The organism is Pseudomonas uvaldensis (assembly GCF_021271205.1).
Taxonomy (GTDB): domain Bacteria; phylum Pseudomonadota; class Gammaproteobacteria; order Pseudomonadales; family Pseudomonadaceae; genus Aquipseudomonas; species Aquipseudomonas uvaldensis.
Genome location: NZ_JAIWKS010000008.1, coordinates 135,506 through 146,767, shown reverse-complemented (window position 1 = coordinate 146,767; position 11,262 = coordinate 135,506). Strand labels below are relative to the sequence as shown.

Annotated in this window: 13 protein-coding genes; 1 reads left to right on the top strand and 12 read right to left on the bottom strand. The window is 62.0% G+C overall.

The window, feature by feature from the left end:
* Positions 1-107: 107 nt before the first annotated feature.
* The 8 genes from murB to LCU97_RS19120 all read right to left on the bottom strand — a co-directional run bounded on the left by murB (position 108) and on the right by LCU97_RS19120 (position 6,969).
* The gene (gene murB, locus LCU97_RS19155) at positions 108-1,127 is read right to left on the bottom strand and encodes a UDP-N-acetylmuramate dehydrogenase (protein WP_053150124.1); all 1,020 of its coding nucleotides are present in this window, start codon (positions 1,125-1,127) and stop codon (positions 108-110) included.
* The gene (locus LCU97_RS19150) at positions 1,124-1,588 is read right to left on the bottom strand and encodes a low molecular weight protein-tyrosine-phosphatase (RefSeq protein WP_053150121.1); all 465 of its coding nucleotides are present in this window, start codon (positions 1,586-1,588) and stop codon (positions 1,124-1,126) included. Before LCU97_RS19150 ends, murB begins: the two co-directional genes overlap by 4 nt.
* A complete protein-coding gene (gene kdsB / locus LCU97_RS19145; protein ID WP_053150117.1) occupies positions 1,588-2,352 on the bottom strand; it encodes a 3-deoxy-manno-octulosonate cytidylyltransferase in 765 nt (254 codons plus the stop codon). The genes LCU97_RS19150 and kdsB overlap by 1 nt, the downstream gene beginning before the upstream one ends.
* Positions 2,349-2,534 carry a Trm112 family protein gene (locus LCU97_RS19140; protein ID WP_003179363.1) on the bottom strand — a complete coding sequence of 62 codons (186 nt, stop codon included), beginning with the start codon at positions 2,532-2,534 and terminating at the stop codon, positions 2,349-2,351. The genes kdsB and LCU97_RS19140 overlap by 4 nt, the downstream gene beginning before the upstream one ends.
* Positions 2,535-2,556: 22 nt before the next feature.
* Positions 2,557-3,567: a tetraacyldisaccharide 4'-kinase gene (gene lpxK, locus LCU97_RS19135; RefSeq protein ID WP_232777482.1), complete on the bottom strand. Its 1,011-nt coding sequence runs from the start codon at positions 3,565-3,567 to the stop codon at positions 2,557-2,559.
* Positions 3,567-3,995 carry an ExbD/TolR family protein gene (locus LCU97_RS19130; protein WP_053150112.1) on the bottom strand — a complete coding sequence of 143 codons (429 nt, stop codon included), beginning with the start codon at positions 3,993-3,995 and terminating at the stop codon, positions 3,567-3,569. The genes lpxK and LCU97_RS19130 overlap by 1 nt, the downstream gene beginning before the upstream one ends.
* The gene (locus tag LCU97_RS19125) at positions 3,992-4,627 is read right to left on the bottom strand and encodes a MotA/TolQ/ExbB proton channel family protein (protein WP_053150108.1); all 636 of its coding nucleotides are present in this window, start codon (positions 4,625-4,627) and stop codon (positions 3,992-3,994) included. The genes LCU97_RS19130 and LCU97_RS19125 overlap by 4 nt, the downstream gene beginning before the upstream one ends.
* Before the next feature lie 107 nt (positions 4,628-4,734).
* Positions 4,735-6,969 (bottom strand): DNA internalization-related competence protein ComEC/Rec2, encoded by a 2,235-nt coding sequence (locus LCU97_RS19120; protein WP_232777481.1) that lies wholly within the window; start codon positions 6,967-6,969, stop codon positions 4,735-4,737.
* Positions 6,970-7,115: 146 nt separating this feature from the next.
* Here LCU97_RS19120 and LCU97_RS19115 point away from each other — a divergent pair, with 146 nt between their 5' ends.
* Entirely contained in the window at positions 7,116-7,631 is a 516-nt protein-coding gene (locus LCU97_RS19115; protein ID WP_053150101.1) for a DUF2062 domain-containing protein, read from the top strand.
* A 63-nt stretch (positions 7,632-7,694) separates the two neighbouring features.
* On the opposite strand, the gene LCU97_RS19110 is transcribed toward LCU97_RS19115, so the two are convergent.
* From LCU97_RS19110 to LCU97_RS19095, 4 genes are all read right to left on the bottom strand, one after another.
* Positions 7,695-8,474 carry an ABC transporter permease gene (locus tag LCU97_RS19110; RefSeq protein ID WP_053150099.1) on the bottom strand — a complete coding sequence of 260 codons (780 nt, stop codon included), beginning with the start codon at positions 8,472-8,474 and terminating at the stop codon, positions 7,695-7,697.
* On the bottom strand, positions 8,471-9,403 hold the full coding sequence (locus LCU97_RS19105) for an ABC transporter ATP-binding protein (protein WP_053150096.1): 933 nt from the start codon (positions 9,401-9,403) through the stop codon (positions 8,471-8,473). The genes LCU97_RS19110 and LCU97_RS19105 overlap by 4 nt, the downstream gene beginning before the upstream one ends.
* A 276-nt stretch (positions 9,404-9,679) precedes the next feature.
* Positions 9,680-10,303, bottom strand: a complete 624-nt coding sequence (locus LCU97_RS19100) for a glutathione S-transferase (RefSeq protein WP_232777480.1) — start codon at positions 10,301-10,303, stop codon at positions 9,680-9,682.
* A 44-nt stretch (positions 10,304-10,347) separates the two neighbouring features.
* Positions 10,348-11,007: a transglutaminase-like domain-containing protein gene (locus tag LCU97_RS19095; protein ID WP_232777479.1), complete on the bottom strand. Its 660-nt coding sequence runs from the start codon at positions 11,005-11,007 to the stop codon at positions 10,348-10,350.
* Positions 11,008-11,262 lie beyond the last annotated feature (255 nt).

Here is an 11,262-nt window from a genome sequence, read left to right as displayed (position 1 = left end):
TGAGTGTGGCAGGGATTGTTCAGGGCGTTGTTCAGTTGATCGCGAGCAGACTTTGTTCCATAGGTCGCTCAGCACCCGTGGGCGCAGGCGACGGCAAGGGCAGCCAATCAGTATCGATTAGGCTCCATTTCCAGCTCGACCTGGAAACGTTTGGCAATATCTTTCTGAATGCGCAATGCCAGGTCCAGCAGTTGCGAACCGGTCGCCTCGCCGTAATTGACCAGCACCAATGCCTGCAACTTATGCACACCGGCATCGCCTTCGCGAAAGCCCTTCCAGCCAGCCCGCTCGATCAGCCAGCCGGCGGCCAGTTTCATCTGCCCCTCAGGCTGTGGATAAGCCACCAGGTCGGGATATTGGAGCTTGAGCTGCTCCACTTGCGCGGCCGGCACCAATGGATTCTTGAAGAAACTGCCGGCATTGCCCAGCACGGCAGGGTCCGGCAGTTTTTCGCTGCGAATGCTGCAAATGGCCCGGCCGACATCGGCAGGCGTCGGCTGATCGATGCCTTGCTCGGCCAACCGCTGGCGGACCGGACCGTACTCCAGGTGCAAGTGTGCGACGCGACTCAGGACAAAGCGCACCCTGAGGATCAACCAGCGACCCGCCTGTTGCTTGAACAGACTGTCACGGTAGGCAAAGCGGCACTCTTCAAGGGTGAATGCCCGCAGCTCGCCGGTCTGGCGATCCAGCGCAGTGAGACCGGCGAAGACATCCTTGATCTCGACGCCGTAGGCGCCGATGTTTTGCATCGGCGCAGCCCCCACGGTACCGGGGATCAGGCTGAGGTTTTCCAGCCCCGACCAACCTTGCGCCAGCGTGTGCTGGACAAACGGGTGCCACGGCTCCCCTGCCTCGGCCTCGACCACCACCCGCTCGCCGTCGTCGTCGAGCAGGCGAATCCCCCGGCTGGCCATGCGCAGCACCAGTGCGTCGATGTCGCCGGTCAACAGCAGGTTGCTGCCGCCGCCAATCACCAGCAGTGGAACATCGTGCCCGGCGGCATAGGCCAGCGCCTCGCGGACATCCTCATCGCCCAGGGCGTCGGCGAACAACCGAGCCTTGACGTCGACGCCGAAGCTGTTGAACGGCTTGAGGCTGACGTCACTGCGTATCTGCAAGCTCATAGCCGTCCCTTCAGTTCGATCACCAGACGATCCGTGGCGCGTTCGATCAGGTCGAGCACGTGTTCGAAACCCTGTTCGCCGTCGTAGTACGGGTCCGGCACGTCGTCGAGTTCAGCCTCGTAGCGACGCAGAAACAGGTCCAGTTCGGCCCTGGCATTGGCCGGTTGCAAGGTTTTGAGATGGCGTAGATTGTTGCCGTCCATCGCCAGGATCAGGTCGTAGGCGGCGAAGTCAGCCCGGCTGACCTGCCGCGCGCGTTGGGCCGACAAGTCGTAGCCGCGCCGTAGGGCTGCAGCCTGGCTGCGCTTGTCCGGGGCCTTGCCCACGTGCCAGTCACCGGTACCGGCGGAAGCGACTTCCACCTGCCCGGCCAGCCCGGCCTCGCGCAGTTTGTGCCGCAGGATGCCCTCGGCGGTGGGCGACCGGCAGATATTGCCGAGGCAGACGAACAGAACCCGCATCAGGCCTCCAGCAGGCGACGAACGCGCTCGAGGTCTTCAGGTGTGTCGACTCCGGTCGGCGGTGCGATCAAGGCATCGTCGACGTGGATCCGCACGCCATGCCAGAGCGCACGCAACTGTTCCAGGGACTCAGTGTTTTCCAGCCAGCACGGGCCCCAGTTCACGAAGTCCTGGAGGAAACCGGCGCGGTAGGCATAAATGCCGATGTGGCGGCGATACGGCACACCATCGGGCATCACGTCGCGACTCTGCGCGAAGGCATCCCGGGCCCAGGGCAACGTCGCACGGCTGAAGGTCAACGCCAGGCCATTGAGGTCACTGACCACCTTGACCACGTTCGGGTTGAACAAGGTCTGGACGTCCTTGATCGGCTCGGCCAGGGTGGCCATGCGCGCTTCGGGGTGGGCCGCCAGGTTGGCCGCGACCTGGTCGATCACGCTGGGCGGGATCATTGGCTCGTCGCCTTGCACGTTGACGACGATGGCATCGGGCTCCAGGCCCAGCTTCGCCGCGACTTCCGCGAGTCGATCAGTACCGGAGTTGTGGTCTTCGCGGGTCAGCACCACTTCGGCGCCGAAGCCGTTGCAGGCCTCGACGATGCGCGCATCATCCGTGGCCACGACCACGCGCCCGGCGCTGCTCTTGCAGGCCTGCTCCCACACATGCTGGATCATCGGTTTGCCGGCAATCGGCAGCAACGGTTTGCCGGGCAGGCGCGTCGAGGCGAAGCGCGACGGAATGACAACAGTAAAAGCCGTGGTCATTTGTCCAGGCGCTCGTCGGTGGTCAGGGTACGGGCTTCGCTTTCCAGCATCACCGGGATGCCGTCGCGAATCGGATACGCAAGACCGGCGCCCTTGCTGATCAGCTCGGTCTTGTCGGCGCTGAGCTTGAGCGGGCCCTTGCAGACCGGGCAGGCCAGAATGTCGAGCAGTTTGGTGTCCATGAGATTCCCCTGGATAAACGTTTTAAGGCAAAAGACGATCCGGCAACAGGCGCATCAACTGCGTATCGAACCAAACCGCGAAGGCCGGTGATGGCGCGGCATCCACCGCCAGGTACCACCAGTCAGGCGAGGCGAAGGCACGGCATTTGACCGCGTCCTTTTCCGTCATGACCACTGGCAACGAGGGTGTAAAGCTCAAGGCCTGGACGCTGTATTCGGCATGGTCGGCAAACCCGTGCGGTATAGGCCGCCAGTGTAGCGTTTCGAGGGTCTTGAAGAAACGCCGTGGATTGCCGATGCCGGCCACGGCGTGCAAGGCCTGGCCGGGTGGGAAATGATCCAGCGGCCGACGCTCGCCACTGGCCAGGTTCACCAGGGCGGTGGGCCGCAGCTCGAAACCGAAGCCGTCTTCGCGGTCGGCGTTGGCACCGTTGTACAGGACCGCATCGACCGATTGCAGGCGCTCGACCGGCTCGCGCAGTGGCCCGGCCGGCAGGCACCGCCGGTTGCCCAGGCCCCGGGCATCGTCGATCAGCACCAATTCCAGGTCCCTGGCCAGCCGGTAATGCTGCATGCCGTCATCGGACAGGATTAGATCCAGCGCTTCGCTTGCCAGCAGCGCCTGAACCGCGCGGCTGCGATCCGGGTCGATCATCAGCGGCACGCCAGTGCGCTGGACGATCAGCAGCGGCTCGTCACCCGCAATGTCGGCGCCCTGGTCGGCCTGGACCCGCCACGGCAGTTGCGGCGGCTTGGCTCCGTAGCCTCGGCTGACCACACCGACCCGCAGCCCACTGCGCTGGCAATGCTGGATCATCCACAGGATCATCGGCGTCTTGCCGGTGCCGCCCACGGTGATGTTGCCGACCACCACCAAGGGCACCGGCGGTTGGTAAATGGTGCCCTCACCCGCCAGGAAGCGCTCGCGCTTGCCGACCACCACCCGCCGGTACAACCACTCCAGCGGGCGCAACAGCTTCAGGGCCGGGTGACCTTCGTACCACGCGGCGAGCAATCGATCGGACATGGCCATCAGGGTGCCGGCGCCGCCTCGACGGTGGTCATCCGCAGGTGGCTGAAGCCGAGCTTGCCGGCCGCGTCCATGGCGGTGATGACCGATTGATGAGGGGTCTTGCCGTCGGCGCTGATGGACAACGGCAGGTTGGTGTCGCCGCCGGACTCCTTCTGCAGCGCCTCGATCAGGGTTGCCAGATCGCTCTTGGGCAGCAGTTGGTTATTCACCGAAATCGCCCCCTCTGCGCTGATGGTGATTTCCAGGTTTTTCACCTGCTGGTCCTCGGCCGGCGAGCCGCTGACGGCTTGTGGCAGCTCGACCTTGAGCTGGGTCTCCCGGGTAAAGGTGGTGGTGACGACGAAAAACAACAGCAGAATGAACACCACGTCGATCAGCGACGCGAGGTTGATCTCGATGTTTTCCCGTGGTTTGCGGCGGAACTTCACTTCTTGCTCCCGGCCAGGTCCACGTCACGATCGCCCTGTACCACCTCGACCAACTTGATGGCTTCCTGCTCCATGCCGACGACCAATTCATCGACGCGACGTTGCAGGAACCGATGGAAGAACACTGATGGAATGCCCACCATCAGGCCCGCTGCCGTGGTGATCAGAGCCTTGGAGATACCACCTGCCAGGACCGAGGCGTTGGTGCTCATGCCGGAACCGGTGAAGGCGCTGAAGATGTCGATCATGCCCAGTACCGTACCCAGCAACCCCAGCAGCGGAGCCATGGCGGCAATGGTACCCAGAGCATTGATGTAGCGTTCCAGTTCATGAATGACCCGGGCGGCGGCCTCTTCGATGCATTCCTTCATGATCTCGCGACCATGCTTGGAGTTCGCCAGGCCTGCCGCGAGGATTTCCCCCAGGGGCGAACTGGCGCGAAGCTCCTTGAGCTTGTCCTTGTTCAGTTGCTTATCCTTGATCCAGACCCAGACCTGCCCGAGCAGATGCTCCGGGGTCACGCGACTGGCCCGCAGGGTCCACAGGCGTTCGGCAACGATACCCAGTGCCGCGATGGAACTCAGAATGATCGGCAACATCATCCAGCCGCCGGATTTGACCAATTCCCACACAGTGACAGCCCCCTCGAAAAAGTGCGCCACTTTATCATACAGAACCGAGCATGCAGGCTCGGCCCGCCGATAACTGCGTCATGAAGCGACCTGGATCAACACTGGCGTCATGGCCGCGCAGACGGCGGGTCGCGCCAGTAGCGGCGCTGCCCGACCTGGGTAACCGGCGGTTCGAACGCGCCCAGTTGCAGACGAATGGCGCCCTGTTCCGCACTGTCGTAGATTGCCATGCCCAGCCGCTGATACCGGGCCATCACTCGGGGATGGGGATGGCCGAACGCGTTGCCCTGCCCTCTGGAAATCAAGACCGAGTGAGGAGTCAGACGCGAGAGCAATGCCATCGACGACGAGCTGCGACTGCCGTGATGAGGTGCGGCCAACCATTGGATCGGGACTGCCAGAGGCCCTTCGAGCAGAGCGCGCTCGGCATGACTATCGATGTCACCGGTCAGCAGCAACCGCTCGCCACCGGCCTCGACCAACAAGACGCACGACTTCTGATTGCTTTCCAGGGCAGACGACCAGCGCCACAACCGGAACCTGACCCCGTCCCATTCCCATTGCTCGTCGTTCTCGCAAGGCTGGGCCTGTAGCGCGGCAGGCAACGCGACAGGGTCGCCGCTGATGACCCGGCTCGCGGGCAACCCATTGAGCACCGACAGGGCGCCGCCGGCATGATCGGCGTCGGCATGACTGATCAACATCAGGTCCAGCCCGCGCACACCCAACTTGCGCAGGGTTGGCAGCACGACACGCGCGCCTGCATCGGCATCGCCAAAGCGCGGCCCTGTGTCATACAGCAAGACATGGCGATGGGTGCGCACCAGCACCGCCAACCCCTGGCCCACGTCCAACTGCCAGATTTCGGCGCGCCCTGCCGGCACTTCTTGCCGTGGTGCGAACACCATCAGCGACACCATCGGCCAACCCAGCAGGCGCAACGGCACGCCGGAGGGCAGCAACAACAGGAACGCGCCAAGCGCGGCGATACACCAGGCCCATAGAGGGACCGGAACAGGAATCCATGCCGGCATCCCCCCTGCTACCAGTGCCAACCCCTTGAACAACAGCTCAAGCAAACCACCGGCGAGCCACAACAACCCATCGCCGATGAACGGCACCGACAACGATGCCGTGCCAAGGAGCGCCAACGGCAATACCAACAGACTGATCCAGGGCACCGCGACGAGATTCACCAACGGCCCGCTCAGACTGACCGGCAAACCCAATGCCAGCAATAACGGGCACAACCCCACCGCAACCAGCCACTGGGCGCGGGTCCAGGTCTGCCACCACCGCCAAGGGCCGAGGCGCCCGCCGAAGGTAAACATCAGGATCGCGACCGCGGCGAAAGACAACCAGAACCCCGGTCGCAAACTGGCCAGCGGATCGAACACCAGCACGCCATCGAAAGCCAGCAACCACGCCCACCACGGATCCGGGTGCCGCAAGCGCAGGCGCCACAACAGCATCAGCCCGAGCATTGCGCAGGCCCGTCGCACCGGCACCTCGAAGCCCGCGAGCAAGCCGTAGCCCAACGCCGCACTGAACGCCAGGCCGCACGCCCAGGGCAACCACGGCAGACGCACCGGCCATACGCCATAACGTGCGGCGCCGGCCACCAGCACGTACACCAGGCCGGCGAGCAAGCCAATGTGCTGTCCGGAAATCACCAGCAAGTGGACGGTACCGGTGTCCTGCAGCACCTGCCAATCGTCACGACTCAAGCCCGCACCGTCGCCCAGGACCAATGCCATCAGCGCGCCGGTGCGTCCCTGGGCATTGACCTGCGCAAGCGCTTGGCGAACCCCGTCGCGCCACGACCCCCGGGCCGATTGCAGGCGATGACCGTCCTTGATGACACCGGTGGCTCCGATCCCTCGGCTCAACAGCCATGCCTCATAATCGAAACCGTGCGGATTGCGCAGCCCGGCCGGCCGCTTTAGCTTCACCGCCAATCGCCATTGTTCGCCATTGCTGACAGGCGGCCCGCCAAACCAGGCCAGGCGCATCCTCGACGGCAACCGGGTGCGCCGTGAACGGATATCGGCCAGCTCGAAACGCACCACACCGTCGCCTTGTTGCGGCAAACCCACGACCCGTCCTTCGACCCACCGGGTTTCGCCATCGAGCGCCATAGGCAAACGATCATCCAGTGCCCACTGTGCTACCAGGCAGGCCCAGGCCAACCCCAGCAGCCAGAAGCCCAGCGGATAGGTTCGAAACGGCAGAACCATCAACGCCAGAACCGGCATGGCGGCAATCACCCACAAGGGTGGCAATACTGGCAAAAAAAATGGGGCCAACAGCCCCAGTGCAAGCGCGACCATCCCCGTGCGCATAACCCCTTCCTTGAGAGCTTCCCACTCAAGGCATAGTCGGTCAGCGGCACCGTGGCCGTTATCAATTGTCACAAAGTCTGAATCTGCCGCTCTTAGAATCCGGACATACTTGCGGCTTTATTGCCTTGCATCGACCGAGAAGCCTTATGCCCCGGCGCTTATTCAAACGTTACATGCCAGACCCAGCGAGCATTCGGGAACACAAATCCTTACGCTTTCTCGGCACCCTGCTGCACGATCCCAACCTTTGGCACCTCAATCGCCACTCCGTGGCCCGGGCTATGGCCGTCGGTCTGTTCGCCGCGTTCCTGCCCATCCCTCTGCAAATGCTGCTGGCCGCCGCGCTGGCCGTCACGGTACGGGGCAATATTCCCATTGCGGTGAGCCTGGTCTGGCTGACCAATCCCATCACCATGCCGGCGGTGTTTTTCTGCACCTACCAGACCGGTGCCTGGCTGATGGACGTTCCTGCCCGGACCCTACCCGATGAACTGACCTGGGCATGGATCACCGACCAGTTGTCCACTTTGTGGCGACCGTTCCTGCTGGGCTCGGTGGTGACCGGCCTGGTGCTCGGCGTCCTTGCGTATTTCGTGACCATGAGCTACTGGCGCTGGTGGGTGGCCCGGCAATGGAAAAAGCGCAAGAAAAGACGGCAGTGAAATACAAAAAGGCCTCCCTGATCGGAGGCCTTTTCAATGGGGCAAGGGTAAATGCGCAGCCCGTTATGTCCGCATCCCGCGTCCGCTCACCAGCAACCGGGCGCAACCGATATAGAGCACCACCGTCGCCACCAGCATAAAGGTGATCGCGATGCTGATCCTGATGTCCGAAACCCCGAGGATCCCGTAGCGGAAGGCGTTGACCATGTGCAGCACCGGGTTGGCCAGGGACACGGTCTGCCAGAACGGTGGCAGCAGCGAGATGGAGTAGAACACCCCGCCCAGGTAAGTCAGCGGCGTGAGCACGAACGTGGGAATGATGGAGATGTCATCGAAGTTGCGCGCGAACACGGCATTGATGAAGCCCAGCAGCGAAAAGATCGTCGCGGTGAGCACCACCACCAGTATCGTCACTCCCAAGTGGTGCACCTGCAGATCGGTAAAGAACAACGACAGCAGGGTCACGATCAAGCCCACCGCCAGGCCGCGCAAGACACCGCCCAGGGTAAAGCCGATCAGGATCGTGTGGGGCGAAACCGGTGAGACCATCAGCTCTTCGATGGAACGCTGGAATTTGCTGCCGAAGAAACTCGACACCACGTTGCCGTAGGAGTTGGTGATCACCGACATCATGATCAGACCCGGCACGATGTAATCCATGTACGTGAAGCCACCCATGTCGCCGATCTGCCGGCCGATCAGATTGCCGAAGATCACGAAGTACAAAACCATGGTGATGGCCGGCGGCAGCAACGTCTGCGGCCAGATCCGCATGAAACGCCGAACCTCACGGTACACGATGGTATTGAGAGCAATGAGGTTGGGTCGGAATTCGGAACTCATACCGCCACCTTCGCCAGGTTTTTCTCCACCAGGGACACGAACAACTCCTCGAGGCGATTGGTCTTGTTGCGCAGGCTTTGCACTTCGATGTTCTGCAGCGCCAGTTGGGTGAACAGCCCGGTAATGCCAACGGTTTTATCCACCTGCACCTCCAGGGTGTGGTGGTCCACCAACCGGGTCGGGTAACCCACCAGCTGAGGAGCTGTCTTCAGATCTCCCTTGATGTCCAGCAGGAAGGTCTCCACATGCAATTGGCTGAGCAACTGGCGCATGCTGGTATTTTCGACGATGGTGCCGTGGTCGATGATGCCGATGTTGCGGCACAACTGTTCGGCCTCTTCCAGGTAATGGGTGGTGAGGATGATCGTGATGCCCTTCTGGTTCAGCTCGGTCAGGAAGGACCACATCGAACGGCGCAGCTCGATGTCCACGCCCGCCGTCGGTTCATCGAGGATCAGCAGACGCGGCTCATGCACCAGGGCCCGGGCGATCATCAAACGCCGCTTCATGCCACCGGACAACGAACGGGACGGCACGTCGCGCTTGTCCCACAGCCCTAACTGGGTCAGGTAGCGCTCGGCACGCTCGTTGGCGATCTTCGGTGGAATGCCGTAGTAACCCGCCTGGGTCACGACGATGTCGAAGGTCTTTTCGAACTGGTTGAAATTGAACTCCTGGGGCACCACGCCGATGGAGCGCTTGAGCGCGGCGGGCTCGCGGTCCAGGTCATGACCAAAGACATTCACCGTGCCGCTGGTTTTGTTCACCAGGGTGGACAGAATGCCGATGGTGGTGGATTTGCCGGCGCCGTTGGGGCCGAGCAAGGCGAAGAAATCACCTTCGGCGACATCCAGATCGATACCACTCAAGGCCTGGAAACCGTTGCCGTAGGTTTTGGTTAGCTGCCGGATGGACAGAGCGGAACTCATATCGGATTTACGCACCAAGAGGGAGGAAACAAATAGATAAGGGCGAGCGGCGAGCAATACAACCACTGGCATTAGGCTCTGTTTGAAAAGTCTTGAGACGAAGGTCAGGCAAGGTGAAAAACGGCGAGGAAGCGGAGTTTACTGGAGTAAATGAGCATTCCGAGCCGGTTTTCAACGCAGCATGAACGAGTATCGAGGCTTTTCAGACAGAGCCTAGGGAGGCCATGGTGCTTGGCGTCGCCGCACAAGTACAGTCAAGCGTGTCGATAGTAAGTATTAAGTCAACGCAGTCATGACCGCCTTACGGTACGCGGGACGCTGTTGCAATCGCCCGTACCAGGCCTCCAGGTGAGGCAGCCGGGCACGCTCGATGGGCATCTCGAACCAGGCATAGATGAAACTGCCGAGGGGGATGTCACCCATGCCGATTTCATCACCCGAGAGATAGGGTTGCTCGCTCAGCGCCTGGTCCGCCACGGCCAGCACCCCTTCGCAAACCTGGATTGCCGATTTGATGGCGGCCCAGTCCTGCCGCTCGGCAGGCGTGCGCAGGACACCCCAGAACACGGTGCGAAACGGATCGGCAAAGGTGGAAGTGGTCCAGTCCATCCATTTTTCAGCCTGGGCTCTGGCCTGGACATCGGTCGGATACCAGGCCGAACCGGATGCGTGACGAGCCATCAGGTACCGCACGATGGTATTGGATTCCCAAAGCACGAAACCGTCGTCCTCGATCATCGGGACGCGACCATTGGGGTTCTTCGCACGGTACTCGGGCGTGTCCACCACACCGAACGCACCACCGGCGTCGATGGCCTCGAACACCAGTCCCAGTTCCTCGGCGCACCACAACGCCTTGCGCACATTCGATGAATTTTTCCGACCCCAGATCTTCAGCATCACGGCTTCCTCAATGGATAAGTGCCGCAGCAGCATACGCCGGATCAGCCACGACTCAAATCGCCCTGCATATCGCCCAGCAGGGGCGGCAGTCGATCCTGGAACAGGTGCGGATAGCATTTTTCCAGATGCTCGAAAAAGAAGGTTTCGGGCACGTCGGGGAAAGGACCATGGTCGGTGACATATTCCATCGACCGCGCTCCCTGGCGATTGAAAGGATGGAAGATGCTGTCATGACGACCATCGAATTCCAGGGGCGCGACGTCGAACAATTCACACAACCCCTGGTTGAAGGCCGGTGTAGCCTTGACCCAGCGGTCGCTCAGGTACAGCTCGGTATAACCGTGCATCGCGAACACATCGCTGCGCAGCAATTCCAGCAGGCGTGGCGTGGATAGATGATTACGGACGTCCGCCAGGCCAATCCGCGCCGGGATGCCACAGTGACGGGCGCAGGCGGCCAACAACGTCGCCTTGGGCACGCAATAGCTTTCACGACAGGCCAGTGCATGACTGCCACGCAGGGTCGCCGGGTCGCGGCTGAAGGTGTAGGGGTTGTAGCGCACCGCCTCGCGCACGGCGTAATACAGGCTGATCGCCTGCGCCGTCGGATCGCGGTCGGTGCCGCGGTGGGTTTCGGCGAACGCGATGACCGCAGGATGATCGCTGTCGATGAAGCGGCCGGGGTTCAGGTATTGCTGCATGGGAAACCTCTCGCACTGCAACGCCGCTGGCAGGGTCAGGACTTGCTCCTGCACCGGCGCAACGCTACGGCATCAGGGAAACGCTGAGTCTATCCACAGCCCTGATGCAGCGATAACGGCGTTTCGGCCAAACAATGGCGATTTCTCTCCTTTTCGGCGAACGATTTCCCACGGCTGTTGCCAACCAGACTGGCGTAACGCATGCGAGATTTCCCACGAAACCCATCACATCGCACTGACCGCCGGATTGACCGA

Coding starts and splice junctions, on each gene's coding strand:
- murB (WP_053150124.1), bottom strand. CDS start 1,127: ATGAGCTTGCAGATACGCAGTGACGTCAGCCTCAAGCCGTTCAACAGC.
- LCU97_RS19150 (WP_053150121.1), bottom strand. CDS start 1,588: ATGCGGGTTCTGTTCGTCTGCCTCGGCAATATCTGCCGGTCGCCCACC.
- kdsB (WP_053150117.1), bottom strand. CDS start 2,352: ATGACCACGGCTTTTACTGTTGTCATTCCGTCGCGCTTCGCCTCGACG.
- LCU97_RS19140 (WP_003179363.1), bottom strand. CDS start 2,534: ATGGACACCAAACTGCTCGACATTCTGGCCTGCCCGGTCTGCAAGGGC.
- lpxK (WP_232777482.1), bottom strand. CDS start 3,567: ATGGCCATGTCCGATCGATTGCTCGCCGCGTGGTACGAAGGTCACCCG.
- LCU97_RS19120 (WP_232777481.1), bottom strand. CDS start 6,969: ATGCGCACGGGGATGGTCGCGCTTGCACTGGGGCTGTTGGCCCCATTT.
- LCU97_RS19115 (WP_053150101.1), top strand. CDS start 7,116: ATGCCCCGGCGCTTATTCAAACGTTACATGCCAGACCCAGCGAGCATT.
- LCU97_RS19110 (WP_053150099.1), bottom strand. CDS start 8,474: ATGAGTTCCGAATTCCGACCCAACCTCATTGCTCTCAATACCATCGTG.
- LCU97_RS19105 (WP_053150096.1), bottom strand. CDS start 9,403: ATGAGTTCCGCTCTGTCCATCCGGCAGCTAACCAAAACCTACGGCAAC.
- LCU97_RS19100 (WP_232777480.1), bottom strand. CDS start 10,303: ATGCTGAAGATCTGGGGTCGGAAAAATTCATCGAATGTGCGCAAGGCG.
- LCU97_RS19095 (WP_232777479.1), bottom strand. CDS start 11,007: ATGCAGCAATACCTGAACCCCGGCCGCTTCATCGACAGCGATCATCCT.